The sequence below is a fragment of the Alcaligenes sp. Marseille-Q7550 genome (genome assembly GCF_965112015.1).
Genome location: NZ_CBCOPU010000002.1, coordinates 685,443 through 711,184 on the forward strand (window position 1 = coordinate 685,443; position 25,742 = coordinate 711,184).

The 25,742-nt window shown below is 63.6% G+C and carries 25 protein-coding genes and 5 pseudogenes; 18 read left to right on the forward strand and 12 right to left on the reverse strand.

Annotation, left to right across the window (positions count from 1 at the left end; all coding sequences use genetic code 11):
• Positions 1 to 3: 3 nt before the first annotated feature.
• Positions 4 to 408, reverse strand: a complete 405-nt coding sequence (locus ACWPWO_RS12580) for a hypothetical protein (protein ID WP_454006875.1) — start codon at positions 406 to 408, stop codon at positions 4 to 6.
• Positions 409 to 750: 342 nt separating this feature from the next.
• On the opposite strand from ACWPWO_RS12580, the gene ACWPWO_RS12585 reads away from it, so the two are divergent.
• Positions 751 to 1,209 carry a tripartite tricarboxylate transporter TctB family protein gene (locus ACWPWO_RS12585; protein ID WP_394061379.1) on the forward strand — a complete coding sequence of 153 codons (459 nt, stop codon included), beginning with the start codon at positions 751 to 753 and terminating at the stop codon, positions 1,207 to 1,209.
• A 17-nt stretch (positions 1,210 to 1,226) separates the two neighbouring features.
• Positions 1,227 to 2,731 (forward strand): annotated as a pseudogene (locus tag ACWPWO_RS12590) (tripartite tricarboxylate transporter permease).
• Between the two features lie 74 nt (positions 2,732 to 2,805).
• On the opposite strand, the pseudogene ACWPWO_RS12595 reads toward ACWPWO_RS12590, so the two are convergent.
• The 4 genes and pseudogenes from ACWPWO_RS12595 to ACWPWO_RS12610 all read right to left on the reverse strand — a co-directional run bounded on the left by ACWPWO_RS12595 (position 2,806) and on the right by ACWPWO_RS12610 (position 8,328).
• Positions 2,806 to 4,174 (reverse strand): annotated as a pseudogene (locus tag ACWPWO_RS12595) (IS3 family transposase).
• Between the two features lie 250 nt (positions 4,175 to 4,424).
• Complete coding sequence (locus ACWPWO_RS12600) at positions 4,425 to 6,110, reverse strand: ABC transporter permease (RefSeq protein ID WP_454006876.1); 1,686 nt, start codon at positions 6,108 to 6,110, stop codon at positions 4,425 to 4,427.
• A 13-nt stretch (positions 6,111 to 6,123) separates the two neighbouring features.
• Positions 6,124 to 7,146, reverse strand: a complete 1,023-nt coding sequence (locus ACWPWO_RS12605; RefSeq protein WP_394061385.1) for an ABC transporter ATP-binding protein — start codon at positions 7,144 to 7,146, stop codon at positions 6,124 to 6,126.
• Positions 7,147 to 7,290: 144 nt separating this feature from the next.
• Positions 7,291 to 8,328, reverse strand: coding sequence for an ABC transporter substrate-binding protein (locus ACWPWO_RS12610; protein WP_394061387.1), 1,038 nt, complete (start codon positions 8,326 to 8,328; stop codon positions 7,291 to 7,293).
• A 233-nt stretch (positions 8,329 to 8,561) separates the two neighbouring features.
• Here ACWPWO_RS12610 and ACWPWO_RS12615 point away from each other — a divergent pair.
• Positions 8,562 to 9,469 (forward strand): annotated as a pseudogene (locus ACWPWO_RS12615) (NAD(P)-dependent oxidoreductase).
• A gap of 7 nt (positions 9,470 to 9,476) precedes the next feature.
• On the opposite strand, the gene ACWPWO_RS12620 reads toward ACWPWO_RS12615, so the two are convergent.
• The 4 genes from ACWPWO_RS12620 to ACWPWO_RS12635 are packed head-to-tail and all read right to left on the reverse strand — an operon-like array spanning position 9,477 to position 12,223.
• Positions 9,477 to 10,745, reverse strand: coding sequence for a sensor histidine kinase (locus ACWPWO_RS12620; RefSeq protein ID WP_454006877.1), 1,269 nt, complete (start codon positions 10,743 to 10,745; stop codon positions 9,477 to 9,479).
• On the reverse strand, positions 10,745 to 10,993 hold the full coding sequence (locus tag ACWPWO_RS12625) for a hypothetical protein (protein WP_454006878.1): 249 nt from the start codon (positions 10,991 to 10,993) through the stop codon (positions 10,745 to 10,747). The genes ACWPWO_RS12620 and ACWPWO_RS12625 overlap by 1 nt, the downstream gene beginning before the upstream one ends.
• Positions 10,990 to 11,676 carry a response regulator gene (locus ACWPWO_RS12630; RefSeq protein WP_454006879.1) on the reverse strand — a complete coding sequence of 229 codons (687 nt, stop codon included), beginning with the start codon at positions 11,674 to 11,676 and terminating at the stop codon, positions 10,990 to 10,992. Before ACWPWO_RS12630 ends, ACWPWO_RS12625 begins: the two co-directional genes overlap by 4 nt.
• Positions 11,657 to 12,223, reverse strand: a complete 567-nt coding sequence (locus tag ACWPWO_RS12635) for an RNA pyrophosphohydrolase (RefSeq protein WP_394061395.1) — start codon at positions 12,221 to 12,223, stop codon at positions 11,657 to 11,659. Before ACWPWO_RS12635 ends, ACWPWO_RS12630 begins: the two co-directional genes overlap by 20 nt.
• A 65-nt stretch (positions 12,224 to 12,288) precedes the next feature.
• On the opposite strand from ACWPWO_RS12635, the gene ACWPWO_RS12640 reads away from it, so the two are divergent.
• The 11 genes and pseudogenes from ACWPWO_RS12640 to ACWPWO_RS12690 all read left to right on the forward strand — a co-directional run bounded on the left by ACWPWO_RS12640 (position 12,289) and on the right by ACWPWO_RS12690 (position 21,551).
• Positions 12,289 to 14,025: a proline--tRNA ligase gene (locus ACWPWO_RS12640; RefSeq protein ID WP_454006880.1), complete on the forward strand. Its 1,737-nt coding sequence runs from the start codon at positions 12,289 to 12,291 to the stop codon at positions 14,023 to 14,025.
• Between the two features lie 62 nt (positions 14,026 to 14,087).
• Positions 14,088 to 14,513: a tol-pal system-associated acyl-CoA thioesterase gene (gene ybgC / locus ACWPWO_RS12645; RefSeq protein WP_394061399.1), complete on the forward strand. Its 426-nt coding sequence runs from the start codon at positions 14,088 to 14,090 to the stop codon at positions 14,511 to 14,513.
• 2 nt (positions 14,514 to 14,515) lie between these two features.
• Complete coding sequence (tolQ, locus tag ACWPWO_RS12650) at positions 14,516 to 15,190, forward strand: protein TolQ (RefSeq protein WP_394061401.1); 675 nt, start codon at positions 14,516 to 14,518, stop codon at positions 15,188 to 15,190.
• The gene (gene tolR, locus ACWPWO_RS12655; RefSeq protein WP_394061403.1) at positions 15,190 to 15,636 is read left to right on the forward strand and encodes a protein TolR; all 447 of its coding nucleotides are present in this window, start codon (positions 15,190 to 15,192) and stop codon (positions 15,634 to 15,636) included. Before tolQ ends, tolR begins: the two co-directional genes overlap by 1 nt.
• Positions 15,637 to 15,912: 276 nt before the next feature.
• Entirely contained in the window at positions 15,913 to 16,806 is an 894-nt protein-coding gene (gene tolA, locus ACWPWO_RS12660; RefSeq protein ID WP_454007486.1) for a cell envelope integrity protein TolA, read from the forward strand.
• Positions 16,807 to 16,821: 15 nt separating this feature from the next.
• A pseudogene (tolB, locus tag ACWPWO_RS12665) lies at positions 16,822 to 18,132 on the forward strand (Tol-Pal system beta propeller repeat protein TolB).
• Positions 18,133 to 18,167: 35 nt separating this feature from the next.
• Entirely contained in the window at positions 18,168 to 18,668 is a 501-nt protein-coding gene (pal, locus tag ACWPWO_RS12670) for a peptidoglycan-associated lipoprotein Pal (protein ID WP_394061409.1), read from the forward strand.
• Positions 18,669 to 19,068: 400 nt separating this feature from the next.
• Positions 19,069 to 19,755, forward strand: a complete 687-nt coding sequence (gene ybgF / locus ACWPWO_RS12675) for a tol-pal system protein YbgF (RefSeq protein ID WP_454006881.1) — start codon at positions 19,069 to 19,071, stop codon at positions 19,753 to 19,755.
• Between the two features lie 263 nt (positions 19,756 to 20,018).
• Entirely contained in the window at positions 20,019 to 20,819 is an 801-nt protein-coding gene (locus tag ACWPWO_RS12680; protein WP_454006882.1) for an alpha/beta fold hydrolase, read from the forward strand.
• Positions 20,820 to 20,885: 66 nt separating this feature from the next.
• Positions 20,886 to 21,377 carry an Rpn family recombination-promoting nuclease/putative transposase gene (locus ACWPWO_RS12685; RefSeq protein ID WP_454007487.1) on the forward strand — a complete coding sequence of 164 codons (492 nt, stop codon included), beginning with the start codon at positions 20,886 to 20,888 and terminating at the stop codon, positions 21,375 to 21,377.
• 6 nt (positions 21,378 to 21,383) lie between these two features.
• A complete protein-coding gene (locus tag ACWPWO_RS12690) occupies positions 21,384 to 21,551 on the forward strand; it encodes a hypothetical protein (RefSeq protein ID WP_454006883.1) in 168 nt (55 codons plus the stop codon).
• 8 nt (positions 21,552 to 21,559) lie between these two features.
• Here ACWPWO_RS12690 and ACWPWO_RS12695 read toward each other — a convergent pair.
• Positions 21,560 to 21,817: pseudogene (locus ACWPWO_RS12695) on the reverse strand (copper chaperone PCu(A)C); the annotation flags it as partial.
• A 12-nt stretch (positions 21,818 to 21,829) separates the two neighbouring features.
• A complete protein-coding gene (locus ACWPWO_RS12700) occupies positions 21,830 to 22,048 on the reverse strand; it encodes a hypothetical protein (protein ID WP_454006884.1) in 219 nt (72 codons plus the stop codon).
• Between the two features lie 144 nt (positions 22,049 to 22,192).
• Between ACWPWO_RS12700 and ACWPWO_RS12705 the strand changes: the two genes are divergently transcribed.
• The 4 genes from ACWPWO_RS12705 to ACWPWO_RS12720 all read left to right on the forward strand — a co-directional run bounded on the left by ACWPWO_RS12705 (position 22,193) and on the right by ACWPWO_RS12720 (position 24,556).
• Positions 22,193 to 22,630 (forward strand): PaaI family thioesterase, encoded by a 438-nt coding sequence (locus ACWPWO_RS12705; RefSeq protein ID WP_454006885.1) that lies wholly within the window; start codon positions 22,193 to 22,195, stop codon positions 22,628 to 22,630.
• Between the two features lie 3 nt (positions 22,631 to 22,633).
• On the forward strand, positions 22,634 to 23,686 hold the full coding sequence (locus ACWPWO_RS12710; protein WP_454006886.1) for an MATE family efflux transporter: 1,053 nt from the start codon (positions 22,634 to 22,636) through the stop codon (positions 23,684 to 23,686).
• Complete coding sequence (locus ACWPWO_RS12715) at positions 23,641 to 24,036, forward strand: MATE family efflux transporter (RefSeq protein WP_454006887.1); 396 nt, start codon at positions 23,641 to 23,643, stop codon at positions 24,034 to 24,036. Before ACWPWO_RS12710 ends, ACWPWO_RS12715 begins: the two co-directional genes overlap by 46 nt.
• A 100-nt stretch (positions 24,037 to 24,136) precedes the next feature.
• Positions 24,137 to 24,556, forward strand: coding sequence for a hemerythrin domain-containing protein (locus tag ACWPWO_RS12720; protein WP_454006888.1), 420 nt, complete (start codon positions 24,137 to 24,139; stop codon positions 24,554 to 24,556).
• 96 nt (positions 24,557 to 24,652) lie between these two features.
• Here the strand turns inward: ACWPWO_RS12720 and ACWPWO_RS12725 are convergent, their stop codons facing one another.
• Positions 24,653 to 25,741, reverse strand: coding sequence for a BMP family ABC transporter substrate-binding protein (locus tag ACWPWO_RS12725; protein ID WP_454006889.1), 1,089 nt, complete (start codon positions 25,739 to 25,741; stop codon positions 24,653 to 24,655).
• Position 25,742: the final 1 nt, after the last annotated feature.

A 25,742-nucleotide genomic window follows, 5' to 3' on the forward strand; every position in this document is an offset into this window, starting at 1 on the left:
GACTTACTCCTGTACGGCGCCGGGCAGTCGCATGAGGATGGAGCCGACCTGGTTGCGGGCCTGCTCGGCCACTTCGCGCAGGACGCCCAGTCCCGCCTGGGCGCTGTCCAGCTCCCGGCGCAGCGCCTGCACGCGGGCCTGTTCCTGCTCCAGCAGGCTTTTGAGTTCGCGCTGCTCGGCTTGCGCCTGCTGCTGCGCCAGGTCCAGCTGACGCTGATGCGAAGCCACGCCGCTGGACAGGGATTCGAATTCGTCCTTCTGGCGCTGATTCTGCTGGCGCAGCGCTTCCAGCTCCGCCTCCTGATTCTTCAGGCGAGCCAACAAGGCAGAGCGCTCAGCCTGTAGCTGGCGCGACTGCTCAACCAGTTGACCGATGCGGTCAGCGAGAAAATCGAGATCTTGCAACATGGGCGTTATCGTAAACCATAGGCGGCGTTACTGGGTAGAGGGAATTTCATACCAATCATAACCTTTCACCCTTCTTTCCATTACCTTTCAAACTTCTTTCAAGGCGCCTGATTATCGGCGTCCAGCGCTCCGGAAAACCCCTAGATTTGAAAATTTTACGGGAAAACCCCTAAAAACTAAGCGCTAGCTGGGGTTTTCAGCCCTCGAGCCCTCCATTACCATGCGTCACCCCTGCAGAATGGAACCGGCATTGCCAGGGGGTGAAGCCGGGCTCCAACATAAAGAGACAGACACAGGAAATGAGGAACAACATGCTCAAAGCAGACAAGGAGAATCCACCTTATGCAACTCAGAAATAAACAGGACTTCTGGTCCGGCATCATGTTCGTGGTGCTGGGCGCCGGCTTTGCCTTGGGGGCAACCAGTTATTCCATGGGAACGGCCGCCCGCATGGGCCCAGGCTACTTCCCCTTCTGGCTGGGCGTGTGCCTGAGCGTGCTGGGAGCCATCGTCGCGCTGGGCGCCATGTCGCCCAAGGCCGAGGAAACCGAGGTCGAGAAATTCGACTGGAAGATCGCCATCGTGATCATCGGGGCCGTCGTGATCTGCGGCGCCGCCCTGAACTACCTGGGCGTGTACATCTCCATCTTCCTGCTGGTGGTGCTGAGCAGCTTTGCCAGCCATGAATTCAGCTGGCCTGTCGCGCTGGGCGCCGCCATCTTCCTGGTGCTGTTCGTCTGGCTGGCATTCATCAAGGGCCTGGGACTGGTGTTCCCGCTGTGGCCGACCTTTCTGGCATGAGCGCGGAGTGAACGGACATGGAATTATTTGACAATCTCATGCTGGGCTTCTCCGTGGCGGTCACGCCCGAGAACCTGGCCTATGCCCTGCTGGGCTGCCTGCTGGGCACCCTGATCGGCGTGCTGCCCGGCATCGGCCCGGTGCCCACCATCGCCATGCTGCTGCCCATCACCTACGTGCTGCCGCCCGTGGCCGGCCTGATCATGCTGGCGGGCATCTACTACGGCGCCCAGTACGGCGGATCGACCTCCGCCATCCTGGTGGCCTTGCCGGGCGAGACCTCCGCGGTGGTGACGGTACTGGACGGTCACCAGATGGCGCGCAACGGCCGCGCCGGCGCGGCGCTGGCCATCGCGGCCCTGGGCTCCTTCTTCGCAGGCTGCTTCGCTACCGTGCTGCTGGCCGGCTTTGCGCCGCCGCTGGCCGAAGTCGCCTTCAAGTTCGGCCCCGCGGAATACTTCTCCCTGATGGTGCTGGGCCTGGTGGGCGCCGTGGTGCTGGCCTCCGGTTCGCTGCCCAAGGCCATCTGCATGATCCTGCTGGGCCTGCTGCTGGGCATGGTGGGCACGGACGTGAACTCCGGCGTGGCCCGCTACGACTTCGGCATTCCCGAGCTGCAGGACGGCATCGATTTCGCCGTGGTCGCCATGGGCGTGTTCGGTTTCTCCGAGATCATGAACAACCTGGAGCTGCGCGATCAGCGCGTGGAAATCACCGACAAGGTCGGCTCGCTGTACCCCAACAAGCAGGAGTTCAAGGAAGCCTGGCCTGCCGTGGTGCGCGGCACCGCCATGGGCTCGTGCCTGGGCATCCTGCCCGGCGGCGGCGCTGTGCTCTCCTCCTTTGCGTCCTATACGCTGGAGAAGAAGATCTCCAAGAACCCCGAACGCTTCGGCAAGGGCCATCCCGCCGGCCTGGCCGGTCCGGAGTCCGCCAACAACGCGGCCGCCCAGACCTCCTTCATTCCGCTGCTGACCCTGGGCATCCCCGGCAACGCCGTGACCGCCCTGATGATCGGCGCCATGACCATCCACAACATCCAGCCTGGCCCGCAGGTCATGACCAGCCACCCCGAACTGTTCTGGGGCCTGATCGCCTCCATGTGGATCGGCAACCTGATGCTGGTGATCCTGAACCTGCCGCTGGTGGGCCTGTGGGTGAAGCTGCTGAAAGTGCCTTACCGCCTGCTGTTCCCCGCCATCCTGGTGTTCTGCACGGTCGGCGTGTATTCGCTGAACTACAACGTGTTCGACATCTGGGTGACCGCCGCCTTCGGTCTGATCGGCTACATCTGGTCCAAGCTGCGCTGCGAAGGCGCCCCCTACTGCTGGGCCTGGTGCTGGGACCGATGATGGAAGAGAACTTCCGCCGCGCCCTGCTGCTGTCCCGCGGCGACTACAGCACCTTCGTCACGCGTCCGCTGTCGCTGTCGCTGCTGGTGCTGGCCGCCCTGCTGGTGGTGATCGTGGCCCTGCCGGCCGTGAAGAAGAAGCGCGAAGAGACTTTCGTGGAAGAGGACTGATCCAGCGTCTTTCCGGCAATGGAGCAAAAAGCCCCCGCATGTGAACTGACCCCCAAAAGTTGGACGGTCAGAGCCTAAAGCCCGAAGGCCTGAGCTCGGTACTGCACCGGGCTCAGGCCTTTTAGCTTGAGCTTGATGCGTTCGTGATTGTAGTAGTGGATGTACTGGCCGATGCCGGCCTGGAGCTGCTCGATGCTCTCGAAGCGGTTCAGGTGGAAGAACTCGGCCTTGAGCGTGCCGAAGAAGCTCTCCATGGCGGCATTGTCCAGGCAGTTTCCCTTGCGCGACATGCTCTGAATCACGCCTTGCTCAGCGAGCCGACGCCGGTACTGGGGCTGCTGGTACTGCCAGCCCTGATCGGAGTGCAGCAGCGGGCGATCCGTGGGTGCGAGCCGGGCCAGCGCTTTCTGGAGCATGCTGCCCACGAGCTGGAACATGGGGCGCAGGCTGGTCTCGTAGGCCACGATCTCGCCGTTGTACAGATCCATCACCGGCGAGAGGTACAGCTTGTCGGCGCCGACCTTGAACTCGGTCACATCCGTCACCCACTTCTGGTTGGGCCTGTCGGCCTGGAACTGGCGCGTCAGCAGGTTCGGCGCCACACGGCCCTGCTCGCCTCGGTACGAACGGTATTTCTTCGGGCGCACCAAGGACTTCAGTCCCAGCGTCTGCATCACGCGCTGGACGGCCTTGTGGTTGATGAGCTCACCGGCCCGGCGCAGCGCCGCCGTGATGCGCCGGTAGCCATAGCGGCCCTGGTGCTGGTCGTACAGCGCGCGGATGCGCGCCTTCAGTCCGGCGCAGGGATCGGCCGCGCCCAGTGCCTTGGCCTGGTAGTAGAACGTGCTGCGCGACAGCCCGGCCACCTTCAGCAGCACGGCCAAGGTGTGGCCTTGCCTCAATTCGAGCACGACCCGCGCTTTTTCTGCGCGGCCAGCGCTTTTTCCTGACGCAAGGCCCTCAATTTTTTTAAGTACGCATTCTCCGCGCGCAGATATTCGTTCTCTTGGCGCAACTGCTCCAGCGTGCGCGTGTCCTCGCAGGGCGAAGGCGTAAGGGTTGGGGGTTGGGGGATTTCATCGTCGGGGAGCGGCCTGGGCGAGGGTTGGGGGTCAGGGCGCGAAGGCCCCCTTCATGATACTCGCGTTCCCACCGCCTCACGACGCCATGGCCGCCGCGCACGTCGAACCGCGCCGCGGCTTGGCGGCAAGACAAGCCCTCTTGCCACATCCGACTCAACACGGACAGCTTGAACTCGGCGCCGTAGTGACCGCTGTGCTTCTTGTGCAATCCCGCCTCGCCATGCTCTCGGTACTGCGCGGCCCAGCGGCGCACCGTCCCATGATCGAGCCCATATCGCCCGGCCAATGCCCGGGCCCCTAGCGACCCGGACCAATAGTCCCGTGCCACTTCCAGCTTGAAGTCCACATCATATTTCGCCATGTAAAACCCCCGAAGGTTGGTTCAATGTCCAACTTTCGGGGGTCAGTTCATGTGCGGGGGCTTTATTTTTGTGGCTTCACCTTACATGGTTTTCCCTGGTCCCTCTCCGAACCCGAACGAATTGTGAGCCGTTCAGAGGACCAACCCTGTCATCGCTGCGGACGTAAGCCCACGAGAGCATGCTGCCTGAAACTACGGACGCACCCGCCCAGGCACGAAGACCTGGGCAGGTACAGACGGAACACGGACGCTAGATCGTCCCCTGCCGCCGGTTGTAGAAGTTGCCACTGTACATGGCCAGCAGCACCAGCGCGGTGGAGATCAGGATCATGATGATCCCCAGGGCGGACAGCTTGCCCCACAGGCCGTCTTCGGCGTAGCTCAGGATCTGCACGGCCAGCACTTCGGTGCCCGGACGGGACAGGACCACGGAGACCGTCAGTTCGCGGATGTACATGGTCGCCATCAGGATCCAGGCCGACACCACGCCCGGAATCAGCAAGGGGACGATGATACGACGCATGGTGGTCAGCGAACTGGCCCCGGACACCAGCGAGGACTCCTCCAGGTGGGCGTGGACCTGCACGAAGGCGGCCGACAGCGGTCGGATGCCGTAAGGCAGGTAGGCCGCGATGTAGGCCAGCAGCAATGCGGTCAGGGTCGCGTAGAGCGGCGTCTGGACGAAGAACCACATGAAGCCTATGCCTATCACGATCCCGGGGAAGGAGAAGGACAGGAAGCTCAGGGTGTCCAGCAGGCCCGCGGCGCGCGTGCGCAGCTTGACGACCACGTAGGCGACGAACAGGGACAGCAGCACGCCCAGGGTAGCGCCCACCACGGCCAGGAACAGGCTGTTCTTCATGGCCACCTTGGACAGCGGATCCTGCAGCACGTCGATCCAATTGGCCCAGCTCATCATGGAGAACGCCTTGGCGCTCGGGACCATGGAATAAGGAATCATGGACGTGTACAGCAGCACGGCCACGGGCAGCACGATCATCAGGATGCTGATAATGCCGACCACGATGAACAAGGGTGTCTTGGCGCGGCGCAATTCGATCAGCGTAGGCTTGAAGCCCCGGCTGGAAATGGTCACGTACTTGCTGCTCTCGGCCGTCAGGTAGCGATACAGCACGATCAGCCCGATGGAAGCGGACAGCACGCTCATGCCCAGGGCAGCGGCCTTGCCGTAGTCCGGGGCTAAGCCGGGGGAGATCATCTCGAACAGATAGGTCGCCAGCACGTCGACCCGGCCGGGCGTGCCCAGCACGCGAGGCGCCGCGTAGGAAGCCAGACTGCGCACGATGGCCAGGATGAAGGCCGCGAGGATGGCCGGACGCAGGACCGGCAGGGTCACCCGCACCAGGGTGCGCCAGACGCCTCCGCCGAACACGCGCGACGATTCTTCCAGCGAGACGTCGAAGGAGGCCATGGCGGGCGCGATGATCAGATAGGCGATGGGCATGTTCAGCAAGCCCTCGACGAGAATCATGCCCCACAGCGAATAGATGTCCAGCGGCGCCTCCTGCAGGCCGAAGGTGTTCTGCAGCATCATGTTGAGCAGGCCGTTGGACGGATTCAGCAGCAAGGCCCAGCTGACGGAGAACAGCAGGTGCGGGATCATCATCGGCACGATGGACAGCACGGTGAACAGGCCTTTCATGGGCATGTTCGTGCGAGTGTTCAGATAGGCCAGGAACACGGCCAGGACCGTCGAGAACAGCGATGAGCCCAGCACGAAGATCACCGTGTTGACGGTGACCTCCAGCAGGAAGGGATCGGTGTAGGCGGCCACGTACTTGGCCGTCGTGAAGTTTCCGAAGGCCGTCAGCCCCTGCGAAAAACTGCCCAGCAGCAGCATCAGCACGGGGCACAGGGTCAGAAACCCGACGACGACGATCAGCGACCAGGTCAGGGGAGTTCGAGTCTGATTCATTTCCGGCAATCCTTTACGCCGACAGCAGCATGCAGTGGGCGGGATCCAGATTGAAGCGGACGGTGTCGCCTTCCTTGACCTGTACATCCGGGTTGATGCAGACCAGCAGGCGCTCCTTGCCCACCTCGACTTCCGCTTCGTAGACTTCGCCCACGAATTCCAGGGCGCGCACCCGCCCTTCGAACAGGTTCTGCCCGGCGGCGGGCGCCTGGCCGCTGACGCGTATGAATTCGGGACGGATGCACAGGGTCACGTCCGCCCCCACGGGCAGATCGCGCTTCTTGCAATGCAATCGGCCCAGTTCGCACTGGATGACCGTGGCCTCGCCGCCCTGCTCCAGCACCGTGGCGCTGATCTGGTTGGCGCGGCCGATGAAATCGGCCACGAAGCGGTGGTCGGCATTGAAATAGATTTTCTGCGGCGAACCGATCTCGATGATGTGGCCGCTGCGCATGACGGCAATGGAGTCGGACAAGGCCAGCGCCTCGACGCGGTCGTGGGTGACGTAGACCGCCGTGATGTCCAGCTTGCTCAGGAATTCGCGCAGCTCCTTGCGGGTTTCCTCGCGCAGCTTGGCGTCCAGGTTGCTGAGCGGCTCGTCGAACAGGATGACCTTGGGTTCGGCCACCAGCGCGCGCGCCAGGGCGACCCGTTGCTGCTGGCCGCCGGACAGGCGCGTGGCCGAGCGCTGCTCCACGCCTTCGAGCTGGACGAACTTGAGGATGCGCATCACCTTGTCGCGGATGACATCCTTGCGCTCGCCGCGAACCTGCAAGGGGTAGGCGATGTTGTCGAACACCGACATGTGGGGCCAGATGGCATAAGTCTGAAACACCATGCCCAGGCCGCGCTTTTCCGGAGGAACGGCGATGTTCTTTTCCTTGGACCAGACGACTTCGCCGCCGATGCGGATCTCGCCTTCGTCAGGCGTTTCCAGGCCGACAATGCAGCGCAGCAAGGTGGTCTTGCCGCAGCCGCTGGGGCCCAGCAGGGTGAAGAACTCGTTGGCGGGAATGGTCAGATTGATGTTGTCCAAGGCCCTGAAACTTTTTCCTTCAGAGACATAGTTCTTGCACAGGCCCGTGATTTCAATTTGCATGGTGAAGTGAGTAATTCCGTAGAAACGCGGCGAGGCGCGTAGGCGCCTCGCTCGCGGGTAATGAACCGATGGTGCGCAGTATCAGCGTACTGCGAAGATGCGACTGAACTCGCGCCCCCAGCGTGTGAGCTCTTCATCGCTCAAGTCGCGGATGGGCAGGACCTCGGCTTTGTCCATGCCCGGAACCGGTGGATGCACGCCCGGCGCCAGCACGTATTCGCCAACCTTGTTGGCCATGATGCCCATGGCTTCGGCGCCAAGCCAGTAATCCATGAACACGCGCGCGGCCTCGGGGTGCGGCGAATTCTTGGTCAAGGCGATGGCGCGCGGCGAACCCAGCAGCGGCTGGCCCGACATCGGCCCCCAGGCCAGCGGCGCCGGGGCCTTGGTGACGATGTATTTGGGCATGGAAATGGCGATCAGCTTCTCGCCGCTTTCGATGGGCGCGGGGGTGGGGCCGAAGGATGCCACGAACATGGGCTTGTTGGCGGCCAGGCCTTTGACGAACTGCATCCATTCGTCTTCGCTCTTGAAGACCTTTTCCTTCAGACCGATCAGCCAGCCAATGGTGGAAGGATGGTTGGACGGGTTGGCCATGACGATCTTGTCCTTCCATTTGGGATCGGCCAGATCTTCGTAGCGCGCCGGCGCATCTTCAGGTTTGACGTGGTCCGTATTGTAGATATAGGACACGTACTCGATGCCGAACTGAATGATGGAGTCATCGGCCGTCGCCCACTCGGGGTAGCCTTGCAAAGCGTCCGACCGGTAGGGAGCCAGCACGCCCTGCTCCTTGAGCAACTGCAGCATGGGCAGCGGGGCCTGGATCACGTCGGCCATCAGCTTGCCGGCGTTGAATTCGGTCAGGATGGTGGGAATGAACTTCGAGCTGGAGATGCGGGTGTACTTGCCTTCGATGCCCTGGGACTGCTGCAGGGCTTTCATGATGGGCTCGACCGCCGTGATGTTGGCGTAGAACACGGCCTGGCCCTGGGCCTTGGCCTTTTCCAGCAAGGCGCTGTCGGCGGCCCAGGCCGCGAGCGGCAAGCCGCTGGTCAAACCCGTGACGCCGGCGGCACCCGCCAACTTCAAGAAACGGCGGCGATCAAACGTAGTCATGGCAGTCGTGCTCCATTTATTCAGTTAGGTGGTAAATATATAAAACAAGTAATAATCAAGTTCGGCAGGCCTCATTATGCCCAAACCCTCGACGTTTGCAGAGCACTTGTCCGGGTCCCGTCCGCCAGATCAGCCAAACGCATACTCCGCTTTTCCGTTCAGGGGCTGCCAGTGCGCGGCTCCTGCGCTAAGCTTTGCGCTTGAATCTTAAACCGCAGACAAGGAACACCGCCATGACCGCTTCCATCCAGCCCAAGACCTATGACTCCACCGCCCCGCAACGCGTGGCCTTCATCGGACTGGGCGTGATGGGCTACCCCATGGCCGGGCATCTGGCCCAGGCCGGGCATCACGTCACCGTATACAACCGCAACCAGGCCAAGGCGCAGCAATGGTGCGCGCAATTCAAGGGAGCGCTGGCGGCCACCCCCGCCCTGGCGGCCGCGCGGGCAGACGTGGTGATGGCTTGCGTCGGCAATGACGATGATCTGCGCGCGATCTTCCTGGGGCCGGACGGCGCGCTGGCGGGCCTGCGTCCTGGCGCCCTGTTCATCGATCACACCACGGCGTCGGCCCAGGTAGCCCGGGAGCTGGGTGAACAGGCCGAGAAAGCCGGGGTCGCCTTCGTGGACGCGCCCATTTCGGCGGCCAGGCGGGCGCCCAGAAAGGCGTGCTGAGCATCATGTGCGGCGGACGCCCGGAAGATGTGGAGCGGGCGCGTCCGCTCATGCAGGCCTATGCCCAGGCCAGCGCCTACATGGGTCCGCTGGGTTCGGGACAATTGTGCAAGATGGTGAACCAGATCGCCGTGGTGGGCTTGCTGCAGGGCCTGGCCGAAGCCATGGCCTTCGGCGAGCGCGCCGGGCTGGACATGGAGCAGGTGCTGGCCGTGCTGACCAAGGGTGCGGCGCGCAGCTGGCAGATGGAGACCAAGGGCCCCACCATGCTGGCGCGGGACTTCAAGCCCGGCTTTACCGTGAACTGGATGCTCAAGGATCTGGGCCTGGTGCAGCAGGAGGCCCAGCGCAATGGCGCCCGCCTTCCCGGCACCACCCTGGTTCAGCAGCAGTTCGAAGAGATCGCCCGCCAGGGCGGGCTGGACCTGGATATTTCCAGCCTGTTCTCCCCGCTGGCCCGCTAGCGGCGGATCAGCAGCGCCTCCGGCGGCGCCGGGGAACGTAACGCGGCAGGCGCAAGGTTGCTTTCAGGCCGTAGCCGCCCATGTCGTTGGGCTCGCCATCCGTCAGTACGATGGTGCCGCCGTTGCGCTCCGCATAGGCCAGCGCGATGGCCAGGCCCAAGCCGGAACCCGAACCCCGCCCGCCCTTGCGGGACGGGCCGCCGCGGTCAAAGCGCACGAACACGCTTTCGCGCAGGCTGGCCGCCAGACCCATGCCGTTGTCGCTCACGCTGATCCAGGCCTGGTGTTCGTCATGGCCGGCCGACACCGTGATGGCGCTGCCGCTGCCGGCGTGATTGATGGCATTGTGGACCAGGTTGGCCACCGACTCGTGGATTTCCGCATCGCTGGCGTAGACCCAGACCGGCGCCTGTTCGCCGTCTTCGCGAGGCGCGATCCAGCCCAGATCCTGGCGCCGCTCGCGCGCCAGCGGCAGATACTGCAGGACCACCTCGCGCCCAAGGCCGGCCAGGTCCACCTGGCCCTGCACCATGGACGTGTTGTGGCTGGCATGCGCCAGCGCCAGCAACTGTTCGGTCAGGCGCGTCGCCTGCCCCAACTGCTTGATGATGGCCCCCAGGGACTCGCGCACCCGCTCGATGTCCGGCTCGCGGCGCGCATACTGCGCCTGGGTATGGATGATGGCCAGGGGCGTGCGCAACTGATGGGAGGCGTCGGCCAGGAACTGCGCCTGCCTGTCCAGCACCTCCCGGTACAGTTCGATGTGATGATTGATGGAACGCACCAGCGGCACGACTTCGCGCGGCACGTCGCGCACATCCAGCGGCTGCAGGTCGTCCACGCTGCGGCTGCGCACTTCCTGGCGCAGCACCTGCAAGGGCCGCAAGGCCCAGGCCACGGCGAACCACACCAGCAGCACGGCCAGCACCAGCATGCGCAGATTGCGGAAAAGGCCTTCGCGCCAGGCTTCCTGCTGGGTGCGCAGGCGCAGATCCATGCTCTCGCCGACGATCACCAGGACCTGGCGATGCATGCCCTTGTAGTGCAGGTCGCGCCACAGGGCCACCATGCGCACGGTATCGTTGCGAAAGAAAGCGTCATAGAAGACGGGCACGCCCTCGTGGTCCGCCAGGCGCTCCGGGCGCGGCAGGCCCTCCATGCCCAGCAGCGTGCGGCCCTTCAGTTGCAGCGCGTCGGCCCCGCCCAGATTGCGCGCCAGCGGAGTGACCTCTTCCACCCGGAAGTACTTGCGATTGCCGGGCCGGGATTCCAGCATCACCTGGGCATAGAAAGGGGGTCGATGCGCAGGCTGCCGTCCGCATTGAACTCCACGCTGGTCTCCAGCACCTTGGCCGGTTCCAGCAAGGCGCTGTCGTACACGTTTTCCGTGACATCGTTCATGGCCAGGTAGTCTTCCCAGCTGTCGTACAGCAAGAGGGCGACCACGCCCGGTATCAAAAGGACGAGCAGCCAGAACCGCAGGCCGCCCTGCCAGAAGCCGGGGGGTGAAGACGGCGAAGTCATGGAAGGTCGGATTCCGTCTCGACCACTTCCAGCATGTAGCCAAGGCCGCGCACCGTCACGATGTGGACATCGCTGTTGGCGAGCTTCTTGCGCAGGCGATGCAGCACCACCTCGATGGCGTCGGGGCTGGCGTCGCTGTCATGCTCGAACACCCGGGCAAAGAGCTGGGTTTTCTCCACCGGCATCCCCGAACGACTGATCAGCGCCAGCAGCGCGGCATGTTCGCGCGGGGTCAGGTGCAAAATGACATTGTCCAGGGAAAAAGCGCGGCTTTCGGGGTTGTACTCCAGGGAACCGCAGGCCACGGCCGGGGCCACCCGCCCGCGGCTGCGCCGCACCAGCGCCGTCAGCCGGGCTTCCAGCTCTTCCAGCGCGAAGGGCTTGGTCAGGAAATCGTCCGCCCCCAGGTTCAGTCCGCGCACCCGATCCTGCAAGGCGCCCTGGGCCGTCAGGATGAGCACCGGGGTCTGGTCGCCGCGTTCGCGCATCTCGCGCAGCAGCACCAGCCCGTGCTTGTCGGGCAGGCGCAGGTCCATGACGACGGCGTCGTATTCATGGGCGGCCAGCAGGGTTTCCGCCGTGCGGGCATCATGCGCGGGGTCCGGAAGAAAGCCACTTTGCGCCAGGGCGCGTTCCAGCCATGCGGCCATCTCCCGTTCGTCTTCAACCAATAGTATGCGCATGATCCCTGCTGTCGAGTTTCTCGGAGCCTGCCGCATTCTGCAGGCGCTGGCGCAGATACCGGTTTTCCTGGCGGCGCCGGAAAAGAATGTCCGACAGCTCGTTCAGGGCCTGCTTGTAGACTTCCCGCTTGAACTCGATGACGGAATCGAGCGGAACCCAATACTGGCTCCAGCGCCAGGCGTCGAATTCCGGGGAATCGGAGGTGCGCAGGCAGACATCGCTGTCGCGCCCCACCAGCCGGAGCAGGAACCAGATCTGTTTCTGGCCTTTGTAATGGCCACGCGCATCCCTGCGCACATAATTACTGGGTACGTTATAGCGAAGCCAATCTCGCGTCCGGCCTAATATGCGGATGTGTTCAGGCAGCAAGCCGACCTCTTCGTGCAATTCGCGGTACATCGCCTGAACGGGTGTTTCACCGTATTTGATACCGCCTTGCGGGAACTGCCAGGCATGTTCCCGGATACGCTTGCCCCAAAAAACCTCATTCTTGCGATTAACGAGGATAATTCCGACATTAGGACGGTAGCCTTCACGATCTAACATAGGCCACCTCTATACGAATTCAATACAATTACGTCTGATTATACGTACCTGATGAGCTCCCTACCATGCATGCTAGCCAGTATCACATCAATACCCTGAAAGAAGCACCCACCGAAGCCGAGGTCGCCAGCCACCAGCTCATGACACGGGCCGGCATGATCCGCAAGGCCGCCGGCGGCATCTATACCTATATGCCCATGGGCCTGCGCGTGCTGCGCAAGATCGAAAACATCATCCGCGAGGAAATGGACCGTTCGGGCGCCATCGAACTGCTGATGCCCGTGGTCCAGCCCGCCGAACTCTGGGTGGAATCGGGTCGTTGGGAAAAATATGGCGACGAATTGCTGCGCATCAAGGACCGCCACCAACGCGATTTCGTGCTGCAGCCCACCTCCGAGGAAGTGATCACCGACATCGCCCGCAACGAGATCCACAGCTGGCGCCAATTGCCCGTGAACTTCTATCACATCCAGACCAAGTTCCGCGACGAGCGCCGTCCGCGCTTCGGCCTGATGCGCGGGCGCGAGTTCATCATGAAGGACGCCTACTCCTTCGACCGCAGCGCCGAGGCCGCACAGGCCAGCTACGACATCATGTTCGATGCCTACATGCGCATCTTCCAGCGCCTGGGCCTGACCTTCCGCGCCGTGGCGGCCGACACCGGCTCCATCGGCGGCTCGCGCAGCCATGAGTTCCAGGTCATCGCCGACACGGGCGAGGACCTGCTGGTCTACAACCCCGACTCCGACTACGCCGCCAACATCGAGCTGGCCGATGCGCCCTGCCTGCTGGCCGAGCGCGCCGCGCCCGCCGAGGCTCTGGTCAAGACCGCCACGCCCGAGGCGCCCAAGTGCGAGCTGGTCGCCGAGCAACTGGGACGCGAGCTGTCCGCCACCGTGAAATCCGTGGTCCTGGCCACCGACGTGCAGGAAGACGAGCAGACCCGGACCACCATCTACCTGCTGCTGGTGCGCGGCGACCATGAAGTCAACGAAATCAAGGTTTCCAAGCTGCCCGGCTTCGAGCAGGGTCACCGTCTGGCCACCGAAGAAGAAATCGTGGCCGCCTTCGGCTGCAAGCCCGGCTACCTGGGCCCCATCGGCACCCGCCAGCCCGTCCAGGTCATCGCCGACCTGACCGTGGCCAACATGAGCGACTTCATCTGCGGCGCCAACGAGGAAGGCTTCCACTACACGGGCGTGAACTGGGGCCGCGACCTGCCCGAGCCCGTCAAGGCGGACCTGCGCAACGTGGTGGCCGGCGACCCGGCGCCCGAAGGCGGCAAGCTGGCCATCCAGCGCGGCATCGAAGTGGGCCACGTCTTCTTCCTGGGCGACACGTATTCGCGCAAGCTGCAGGCCACCTTTTTGGAAACCGATGGTAAACCCGCATTGATGCAGATGGGCTGCTATGGCATCGGCGTGAGCCGCATCGCCGCGGCGGCCATCGAACAGAACCACGACGAGCGCGGCATCATCTGGCCGCGCGCTCTGGCTCCATTCGAAGTGGTCATCTGCCCGATCGGATTCACCAAGAGCGAAGCCGTGCGCCAGGCCGCCGAAGCGCTCTACGCCAGCCTGAAGGGCCAGGGCGTGGACGTCATCCTGGACGATCGCGACGCGCGTCCCGGCATCATGTTCGCCGACTGGGAGCTGATCGGCGTGCCGCTGCGCGTGACCATCGGCGACCGCGGCCTGAAGGAAGGCATGGTGGAACTGCAGGCCCGCCGCGACGAGGCCAGCACCCAGGTGCCGGCGGCCGACATCGCCCGCGTGGCGCTCGAGCGCCTGGCCACGCTCTAAGCCCGTCCTCGCCGGCGGACGTTCGCGTGCGCCGGCGAAGCTCAAACTCTCTTACCAACGACATGCTTATTGACAACTGGGGCTCCGAGGCCCGCCTCGATATTCGCGTATATTACGAGGACACGGATGCCGGCGGCATCGTGTACTACGCCAACTACCTGAAGTTCTTCGAGCGTGCGCGCACGGAGTGGCTGCGGTCCCTGGGCGTGCATCAATCCGACGTGGCCGAGCAGATTCAACGCCTGTTCGTAGTCAAGAAGGTTGAAATACAATACTGCAAACCTGCCCGGCTGGACGATCTGGTCTCGGTGCGCAGCCGCATCACCCATATCGGGGCGGCCACGATCAATTTCGAGCAGCGCGCCCTGCTGGACGGGGAACTGTTATGCCACAGCACCATCCAAATTGTTTGCGTTGACGCTAAAACGCTTCGTCCAAGCAAGCTGGACTCTGACTTACGTACACTCTTGGAAAAGGTTCAGGACTGACCATGCAAGCTTCTAGCGACCTGTCGCTGCTTTCGCTACTCATCGATGCCAGCATTCCCGTTCAGCTCGTGATGCTGATCCTGCTGGGCATCTCCATTCTTTCGTGGGCCTACATCTTCAGCAAGCGCGCCGCCCTGAAACGCACGCTTGACCAGACCCGCCGCTTCGAGGACGACTTCTGGGCGGGCGGCGACCTGGCCGTGCTGCAGCAGTCCATCGCCTCGCGCCGCGCCGAACACGGCGCCCTGGCCCGCATCTTCGAGGCCGGCATGACCGAATTCATCAAGGCCCGCCGCACCCAGCCCAACGGCATCGCCCTGCTGGACGGCCCGCGCCGCGCCATGCGTGCCAGCTACCAGCGTGAAATGGATACGCTGGAGACGCATCTGAACTTCCTGGCCTCGGCCGGATCGGTCAGCCCGTATATCGGCCTGCTTGGCACGGTCTGGGGCATCATGCACGCCTTCATCGGCTTGTCGGGCATGCAGCAGGCCACCCTGGCCTCGGTGGCGCCGGGCATCGCCGAAGCCCTGATCGCCACGGCCATCGGCCTGTTCGCCGCCATTCCGGCGGTGGTGGCCTACAACCGCTTCACCAACGAGCTGGATCGCATCTCGATACGCTTCGACAGCTTCATCGACGAATTCCTGAACATCTTGCAGCGACAGGTGCACTGATGCCATCGATGCGTGGAAGCACCGGCCGCTCCGGCCGGCGCATGAAAAACGAAATCAACGTCGTTCCCTATATCGACGTCATGCTGGTGCTGCTGGTGATCTTCATGGTCACCGCGCCCATGATCACTCCCGGCCTGATCGAGCTGCCTTCGGTGGGCCAGGCCTCCGACGTGCCGGCCAAGCCGGTGGAACTCCAGGTGGACAAGGACGGCAAGCTGGCCATACGCCTGCGCGAGCCCGGTTCCGAGTTCATGACCATCGAGAAATCCACCCTGCTTGCCGAAGTGCGCTCGCGCATCCAGCCCGACAGCCCGGTCGTGATCGCGGCCGACGGCAAGGTCCCCTACGAGACCGTCATGGGACTGATGGACGAATTGCGCTCCAACGGCATCACCCGCCTGGGCCTGCTCGTGGACCAGAACAGCGACGCCAATGATCGCAAATAAAACCAGGCCGAACGCGCCCGCAGGCGCGTCCGGCGCGAAGACCTGAACTGAATGAAGCAGAGAACTCGCAATACCCGCAATCCGGCCCAGCTCACTCCCGAACAGAGGGAAGACCGGCGCGGCCTGCTGATCGCCCTGGGTCTGCACGGGCTGTTGCTGCTCGCCATGCTGGCGGGCCTACTTTTTCCGCGCCCAAGACGCCCAACGCGGTGCAGGTCGAACTGTGGATGGACGGCGTGGCGCCGGACGCCGCCGTGAACGCGGACCCTGAAGCGCCTGAAGCCGAACCCGAGCCGCAGCCCGAACCGGAACCGGCGGCCGAACCCGAACCTCAGCCGCAACCCGCGAAACCGGAGCCCCAGCCCGAGCCCCCCTCCTCCGCCGCCCGAGCCTCCCAAGGCCACGCCCCCGGCCGAACCCGAGGTCGACCCCGAGATCGCCCTGGAGCAGGCGCGCAAGGAACGCGAGAAAAAAGACCGCGAAGAACGGCTGGAGCAGGAGCGCCAGGAAAAGCTGCGCCAGGAGAAACTGGCGGCCGAGCGGCGCGAACGCGAACTGAAGGACAAGCAGGAACAGGAACGCAAGGCCAAGGCGGAAGCCGAGGCCAAGGCCGAGGCTGAACGCAAAGCCAAGGCGGAAGCCGAAGCCAAGGCCAAGGCAGAGGCCGAAGCGAAAGCCAAGGCGGAAGCCGAAGCCAAGGCCAAGGCAGCGGCCGAAGCCAAAGCCAAGGCGGAAGCCGAGGCCAAGGCCAAGGCGGCGGCTGCCGCCAAGGCCAAGGCCGAGGCCGAACGCAAGGCCAAGGAAGAGGCCTTCCGGCGCGCCATGCGCGAAGGCGCTCCAGGCCGCCCCGGCGGCACGGCCGACCGCAACCAGGCGGGCGGCGGCGGAGGCGATGGCGGCTACGCGGCCAAGGTGCGCGCCTGCGTGCAGCCCGGCGTCATCTACAACACGCCGGCCCGCTCGGAAGTGCGCGGCAACCCCACGCTCCAATACCGCGTCGATCTCAATCCGGACGGCACGCCGGGCCGGGTGCAGATCAAACGCTCCTCCGGTATCGCCCAATTCGATGATGCCGTATCCAAGGGACTTGCCCGATGCAGTCCTTTCCCCAAACCGCCCAGCGGGAAGTATCCATCGTATATTGATGGTGAGTACCGCATGTTCGATTAATCAGGAGATTGCATAATGACCGCCGCTACCCCAGCCATAGCGACAGTACGCCGTCATTGGCGAGCCATGGCCACCGGACTGTTCGCCATGGCCGCCGGACTGTTCGCCAGCCAGCCGGCCCAGGCCCAACTGCGGGTCGACATGTCCGGTGTGGGTGCTACCCAGTACCCGATCGCGATCGCCGATTTCGCCAATAACCCGGCGACCCAGTCGCTGGCCGAAGTCATCCGCGCCGACCTGACCCGCTCGGGCCAGTTCCAGCTGATCAACGCCGCCGGCGCCAACCTGAACGCCGAAAGCACCATCGCCTACGACGAATGGCGCAACCGCGGCGCCGACTACCTGGCCTACGGCTCGGTCGCCCAGACCGGCGGCCAGTATTCCGTCAGCTACCGCCTGGTGGATTCGGTACGCCAGACCCAGCTCGACGGCGTGGCATTTGCCGGCAGCGAAAAGGAGCTGCGGCGGATTTCGCATCAGATCGCCGACCGCATTTATGAAAAAATTACGGGCATACGCGGGGTTTTCTCCACGCGATTGGCCTACGTGTTGCAAACCGGCAACAGCTATGAGTTACAAATTGCAGACGCCGATGGCCAAAATCCGCAGGTAATGTTGCGTTCCCGACACTCAATCATCTCGCCGGCTTGGTCGCCTGACGGCAAAAAACTGGCCTACGTGAGCTTCGAGAACGAGAAACCTGTGGTTTATGTGCAAACTTTGGCCACCGGACATCGCGAACCGCTGGCCAATTTCAAGGGCAACAACAGCAGCCCAGCCTGGGCTCCAAACGGCAATCAGCTTGCAGTTGTGCTCTCCAGGGACGGAATTTCGCAGATCTACACGCTAAATGCGGACGGCTCCGGACTGCGTCGCGTGATGCGCTCGCCGCTGATCGACACTGAACCGAGTTTTACGCCGGATGGCAACTCCCTTGTGTTCGTCAGCGACCGTGGCGGCGCGCCCAACATTTACAAAGTCGGTCTGGGCGGGGGCGACGCTCAACGCATAACCTTCAACGGGAGTTACAATATTTCACCGGAGGTCTCTGCGGACGGTACTAGCCTTGTATACGTCACACGTAGAAACGGCGCTTTCCGAATTGCCACCCAAGACATGGCAACCGGGTAAGAGCAGCTGCTGACGGCAGGTCCCGACGATCAGTCTCCGAGTTTTGCCCCTAATGGGATGCCGATCTTATATAGTTCTGTTCAGGGGGGCCGTAGTGTCCTAGCTGTCACATCTGTGGACGGTCGCGTTCGTCAGACCCTCTCCTCTCTGAATGGCAAAGTACGCGAACCCACCTGTGGACCATTTACCAACTGACATCCTGTGTGACTCTTTTTTCAAAAGGAATTCAAATGAGCTCGCGCATTCTCAAAAGTCTTACCATTGCCGCTATGGCCGCCGCCCTTGCTGCTTGCAGCTCGGTACCCCTGGATCAATCCGGTTCCGGCTCTACTGGCACTGGCTCCGACTCTGCCAGCGCAGGCCAAATCATGGACCCATTCAATCCTCAAAGCCCACTGGCGCAGCAGCGTTCGGTGTACTTTGACTACGACAGCTACGTGGTCGCCGACCAGTACCGCAGCCTCGTAGAGATGCATGCGTCGTACCTGAGCAGCCATCCTCAGCAAACTGTGCGCATCGAGGGCAACACCGACGAGCGCGGCGGCGCCGAGTACAACCTGGCCCTGGGTCAGCGTCGCTCCGACGCCGTGGCCCGCATGCTCGGTCTGCTGGGTGTCAACGCCAACCAGGTCGAAGCCGTGAGCTTTGGTAAAGAGCGTCCAAAGGCCTTGGGTAACACCGAAGCCGATTACGCTGAAAACCGTCGCGCAGACATCGTTTACCAACGCTGATTCCTGCGTAGACCCAGTTGTTCCAACGCCGTGGCGGTTTTTCTACGCCGCGGCGTTTTTTATCGCCAAGCCGCCGGATCGCTGAAGTGCCGGAGCGCTGGACCCCGGAACGCCGGAGTGCCGGACCCCGGAATGCCGGACCACCGGAATGCCGGACCACCGGAATGCCGGACCACCGGAACGCCGGACCGCCGGAGTGCCGGACCACCGGAACGCCGGACCGCCGGAGTGCCGGACCGTCCCAAGGTAAAATGCTTCTTTTTGGGGGTTCGTCAGACATGGAATTGTCCGCAGGGCTATTCTGAACCTGAAGAATCCGCACGGCATACCAGCTGCGAGGTGGACAGCAGGCAGGCTATCGGCCTGCGCAGCGTGGGAGCATTTTTTTACGGAAACCACTATGAACGCCTATAAAAAGCCTTTTCGTCTCGCGACCGCGTCCCTGCTGGCCGCGACTGCCCTGTTCGCCTGCCTGCCGGCCCAGGCCTTTGCCGATGATGAAGCCAGGCGCGCCATTCTGGAACTGCGTCAGCAAATCCGGCAGATGAACGACCAGAATGCGCAGGCGCGGCTGCATCTGGCGGACCAGATCGAATCCCTGCGCTCCGAGGTGGTCACGCTGCGCGGTCAGGTCGAGAAACTGAGCTGGGAAGCGAGCAACCTGCGCCAGGACAACTCCACCGCGCAAAACAATGCGCCCCAGGCCGCCGACCCGCAAGAGCAGGCCGTGTACGACAGCGCCATGGACGCCTACCGCGCCGGCCAATACAAGCAGGCTGCCGAAGGCTTTGCCGGCTTCCTGGCCGCTTATCCCTCCAGCGTGCTGGCCGACGAGGTACGTTTCTACGAAGGCAGCAGCCTGTACGCCATCAAGAGCTTCAAGACCTCCGTCCAGAAGCTCCAGGCATTCGTGAAAGCCTCGCCTCAAAGCCCACGCGCCGCCGACGCGCTGATGGTGATCGCCTCCAGCCAGATCGAATTGAATGACCTGGCCGGCGCCAAGACCAGCCTGCAGCGCATCGTCAAGGACTACCCCCAATCCGACGCCGCAGAAACCGCCCGCAGCCGCCTGAAGCTGCTCGAATAAGCTCCGTCAGCCCGCGGACCCACCCTCCTCCGAACCGGGCTCGCCCTGTTTTTCTATCGCCGTTACACCGGGCCGCCCAAGGTAAAGATCCCACGCAGAGGGATTCTCTCGGCACAAGACAATCCGCCGCGACTGTCCTGTGCCGGGCGAATCCAAATGGCGACGGCCCTAAGGCAAACAGCAAGCAGGCGATGAACCGCCCAACACGGAAGTCTTTTTCATGGCCTGGCGGACGAACGACCGTCCAGCGCCTCCTGCCCGACATGAACTTTCCCGATTACCGCACTGTTGAACTGGATGTCCTGGACTATCGCCACACGCTGGTGGACCAGGGTCAGGGCGAACCCGTGCTCCTCATCCACGGTTCCCTGTGCGACTGGCGCTACTGGCGCTGGCAAATCCCGTTCCTGGCGACCGGCCACCGCGTGCTGGCGCCCAGCCTGCGCTCCTACTGGCCGGGCGTAGCCGACCCCATGCGCTTCAGCCCGGAACAACACGCCCAGGACCTGGATGCCTTGCTGGCCCGACAATTCCCCCGGCAGAAAGTGCATGTGCTGGGCCATTCACGCGGCGGCCACGTGGCCTTGCTGCTGGCCCAGCGAGCTCCCGCAAGGGTAGCCAGCCTGACACTGGCCGATCCGGGTTTCCCAACGCCCGGCGCCTACTCCTCCGCCTCCTTGTTCGAGCAGGTCGCCCAACGCCTGCGGCAAGGAGATATCGACGGCGCCATGGCCCTGTTCGTGGACACGGTCAACGGTTCCGGGACCTGGAAGCAGATGACGCGCTGGTTCCGCGAGATGGTCCGGGACACTGCCCACACTCTGCTCGAACAGCAAAGCGAGCCGGGCGGCAGCCCGGCGCTGGAATGGCTCAAGGACCTGAATGCGCCGCTGGCCCTGTTGACCGGCCAGAACAGCCCGCCTCGCTACCGTCATTGCATGGACCTGATACGGGCCCATCGGCGCGAAGATCGCCTGTTCACCATCGCCGATGCCGCGCACGGCATGAACCTGGCCAATCCCAAAGCCTTCAACCAGGCTGTCCTGGAGATCATCCAGGGCTGAGGCCCTGGGCGCGCTTCCGAAGCGTCATACGCCGGGGTCATTCAAGGTCATGAACCCAAGAGCCCGCTGCCCCTGCCCATGATGCTGGTTCTGTACAGCGGCAAGCAGACCTGGAACGCCCCCACCCGCAGCCAGGACCTTTTTCCCAAGCTTGGCCCGCCGTGGCCTGCAGACCACATTCCGGAGCAAACCTACTTACTGATTGACCTAAAAAAACAGACTCTTAACCATTCCTTGCAGCCCGCCAACCTGTTTGTCCTGATCTGCCGGATCCAGCACAACCAAGGGCTGGCACACCTGAATGAGTTGATGCAGACTGTCCTGGACACCTGCACGGACATGACTCTGCTGCGTGATCTGGCTGCCTGGGTCAACCAGGCCATCCTGCCGCGCTGCCTGCCCAATCTGGACCTTCCTCAACACCTGCACTTGAAGGACATACGCGCCATGCTTGAAGACAACTCCGATTCCTGGCTGCACCAATGGGAAGCCCAGGGGATTCAAAAAGGTTTGCAAAAAGGTCTACAAAAGGGCTTGCAAGCCCAACAGGACACCTAGACCCGCTTGATACGGCACAAGTTCGGCAAGCTGCCCAATGCGCGCAGGCAACAATTGTCCACGGCGAATTCACGCCAATTGACGGCGTGGAGCCTGCAGCTGCTGGACGCCAACACCCTGGACGAGGTCTTCCAGCCTTCCGCATCCAGGCCCCGAAAATCGAGCCGGAACTAAATCTCCGATCAGTATGACTGGGTCTTGGGAGGACGCAGTTCGCATTGGGTCTGGACCTGCGTGTCATCGGACAGGTGCAGGCTCAAGGTTATGCTTTCCCCTATCGCCAGCTTGGCAGCCGGCTTCTCCAGCATGACGTGATACGCGCCGGGCTGCATGGTCAGTCGAGCTCCTGCGGGTATGGCGACCGCATCGGCATGGCTCATGTGGCTCATGCCGTCCTTGTCGCTGGACTGGTGCGCCATGGCGGGGCCATAGGAAGGGGAGCCTGCCCCGGTCTACTGCACGGTTTGTTCACCCTGGTTCTCCAGCTCCAGGTAGGCAGCCGCCGGCGCACGACCCGGCATGAGGCGTACCCAGCAGTGCCGCGCCTGCACCTGCGTGCTGAGCGCCCGGACCTGGGTTGCATGCCCGTGGCCATGCTCATGGCCGTGCGCCCAGGTCGCGCCCGCCGCCAAAGTCAGTCCCGCCGCCAGGGCAATCGATATCCGTTTCATGGTGTCCGCCTCCGTCAACAATGTTCCGAAAAAGGGCGGCGCTTGTTCAGGCTCCACCCCGCCCGCCCCGGCATGCGGAGCTATCTGATACAGTACCAGCCAGTGCATTTCATTTACAACGTCGTTATCCCTTCCAGCGACATCATGCCCACAGCTCCCTCTTCTTCCGAGCCCCGGATCGACATCGCGCAATTTCGCGACTTGCTCGAACGCCTGCATCCCTTCGCCGCCGTCCTGGACATCGACGTCGTGGACATCGGGCACGGCACCGCCTGCCTGCGCCTGCCGCAACGCAGCGCCCACCAACGCATGGGCGGCATGGTGGCCGGCCCCATGCTCATGGGCCTGGCCGACCTGGCCTTGTACGCCGCCGTGGTAGGCGCCACGGGCAATCCCGACGCCGTCACCTCCAGCCTGACCATCAATTTCCTGCGCAAGGCGCCGCCCGGCGACATCCTGGCCCACGCCCGCATCCACAAGACCGGCCGTCTGTGCGCCGGAGAAGTGTTGCTCGAACCGGCCCAGGGAGGCGCGCCGGTCGCCCAGGCCATCAGCACCTGGGCGCTGCCCCGCCAGAACTGATCCATGAGCTCTCCTCGTCACCTTGCCGGACAGGGTCCCGCCTGGCTGGCTGCACTGCAATCCTCCTTGCGCCTGGGCGGCCCGCTGATCCTGACCAACTTGGCCCAGATCGCGCTGCTGACCACCAACCTGATCTATATGGGGCGCCTGGGCAAGGACGAACTGGCGGCCGGCTCCCTGTCGGCCAGCCTTTACCAGGCCTTCATGATCTTCAGCATGGGCCTGGTCTCGGCCGTCGTCCCCATGCTGGCCACCACGCTGGGCCGCCGGCTGCGCGACGTGCGCGAGGTGCAGCAGATCATCCGCCACGGCTTGCTGACGGCCCTGCTGATCACCTTGCCCGCCTGGGTGCTGCTCTGGCATGCACAGGATATCCTGGTGCTGATGAAGCAGGACCCGGCGGTGGCGGCGCGATCGGTCACCTATATGCATGCCCTGCAGTGGGCGCTGCTGCCCTATCTGGGCTACATCGTGCTGCGCTCCTTCCTGGCGGCAATGGAAAAGCCCGGCTGGACGCTCCTGATCGCCGTGCTGGCCATCGGCGTCAATGCCCTGCTTGGCTGGGTGCTGGTGTTCGGCAAGCTGGGGCTGCCGGCGATGGGCCTGCGGGGCGCCGGCCTGGCCACCACCCTGTCCAGCCTGTTCATGTTCGCCGGACTGTGCGTGGTGGTGCTGCGCGACCCGCGCTTTCGGCGCTACTACCTGTTCGACCGCGTCTGGCACTGGGACCTGAAGCGGCTCTGGCAGATGTGGAAACTGGGAATTCCCATCGCCATCACCTTCACCCTGGAAACACTGGTGTTCTATGCCGCCATCATGATGATGGGCGTGATCGGCAAGTCCGAACTGGCGGCGCACGCCATCGCCATGCAGATCAGCTCGGTGTCGTACATGGTCCCGCTGGGCTTCAGCCAGGTGGCGACCATACGCGTAGGCCTGGCCGCCGGACGGGTGGATCCGCTGGCGCTCGCCGCGCCGGCTGGATCGCCTACTTCCTGGGAGTGGGTTTCATGGGACTGGCCGCCCTGGTCTTCTGGATCGCGCCTCTCAGCCTGATCAGCCTGTTCCTGGACCTGGACTTGCCGGAAAACCAGGCCGTGATCCCGCTGGCCATCAGCTTCCTGGCTCTGGCCGCCCTGTTCCAGCTGAGTGATGGCGCCCAGGCCGTGGCGGCGGGCATGCTGCGCGGCCTGCACGACACTCGCACGCCCATGCTGCTGGCCCTGGTAGGCTACTGGGTGCTGGGCGTGCCTACCGGCGCCCTGCTGGCCTTCCAGGCGGGCATGGGCGGCGTGGGCATCTGGATAGGGCTGGTGACCGGCTTGTCCATCGTGGCCGTCCTGCTGACCCTGCGCTGGGTCCGGGCTTCGCGCCGGCTGGCTCGCAAGCGCCCCGCACGTTCCTGACCGCATGCCGCCTCGCGGCAAACTTGTGCGCCCCCAAAGATATATTTAATATCCATCTTAAAACCGATTCTCAGACCGCACTATTCGAAAAGGACAGCTCATGGACCTCTCCTCCTTCAAGCACCAGCATGTCCAGATCCTGGCCGGCATCGCCGCCCTGCGCAGGTTCGCCCACGCCGGCATAGCCGAAAACGCGGAACGCATCGCTCGCCAGGTGGTGGAGCTCAGCTCCATCATCAAGATGCATCTGGCCGTGGAGGACAAGGTACTTTACCCCAGCCTGCAACGCAGCGGCAACGCGGAACTGGCCCGCCTGGGCCAGGCCTACCAGGACGACATGCAGGCCCTGGCGGCCTCCTACCTGGGCTTCTCGCGCCGCTGGAACACGGCGCAGGCCGTGGCCCGGCAGCCCGAGCTGTTCCGCAGCGACGCCAACACGGTGCTGCGCCGCCTGCACGAGCACATGCGCCAGGAAAACACCGACTTCTACCCGGTCGTGGAGGCCATGCGGACGTCATGACAATGAAAAAATCCCTGCGCAGCCAAAGCCGGGCGGGGATTCAGGAAGCAAAAAGCCGGGCGCGCAGCCCGGCTTCTTTCTTTTGGCCTTGCGGGCTTACTGCTTGGGCAGCTTGCTGGCCACGCCTTCCACGTAGTAGTCCATGCGGTTCAGGGCGTCGTCATCCAGATAGCCGGACTCCAGGCGCACTTTGCCGTCATTGTCCTTGATGGGAGCGGCGAAAGGCTGCAGCGTGCCGGCGATGACCTCGGCCTGCTTGGCCAGGACCAGCTCCTTCACGTCGGCGGGCACTTCAGGCCCGAAGCCCTCCAGCGCGGCCATGCCGGACTTCAGGCCGCCCCAGGTGCTGTCGTTTTTCCAGTTGCCGTCCAGCACTTCCTTGGCCTTGCTGGTGAAGTATTCGCCCCAGTGGTGGGAGACGGCGGCCAGTTGGGCCTTGGGCCCGAACTTGTGCACGTCCGAGTGGGAGGCGATGGCGTACTTGCCGGCCTCTTCGGCGGCCTGCACGGTGGCCGTCGAATCGGTATGGTGGGTCACCACGTCGGCGCCCTGGCTCAGCAGCGTGACGGCCGCGTCGCGTTCCTTGCCCGGATCGTACCAGCTGTTGGCCCAGACCACGCGCACCTGGGCTTCAGGATTGACGCTGCGCAGACCGATGGCGAAGGCGTTGATGCCTTGCAGCACTTCGGGGATGGGGTGCGCGCCCACATAGCCGACCACGTTGGACTTGGTCATCTTGCCGGCCAGCACGCCGGCCAGGTAGCGGGATTCGTAGAAACGGGCATTGGTGGTGGCCACGTTGGGCGCCGTCTTGTAGCCCGTGGAGTGGACGAACTTCACGTCGGGAAACTGCTTGGCGACCTTCTGCGTCTGGTTCATGTAGCCGAAGGACGTGGTGAAGATCAGCTTGTTGCCTTGCTGGGCCAGATCGCGGATGACGCGCTCGGCGTCCGCGCCTTCGGGCACGTTTTCCACATACTGGGTCACCACGCGTCCTTTCAGGGCCTCTTCCATTTCACGGCGGCCGATGTCCTGCTGCCAGGTCCAGCCGGCCTCTCCGATGGGGCTGACGTAGACAAAACCAATTTTCAGGGGTTCCTGGTCGGCCGCCTGGGCGGGCACGGACGCCAGAGGGGAGGCCACCGCAGCGGCCAGAAGCGCCTTGCGCAGAAAGTTTCCAGACATA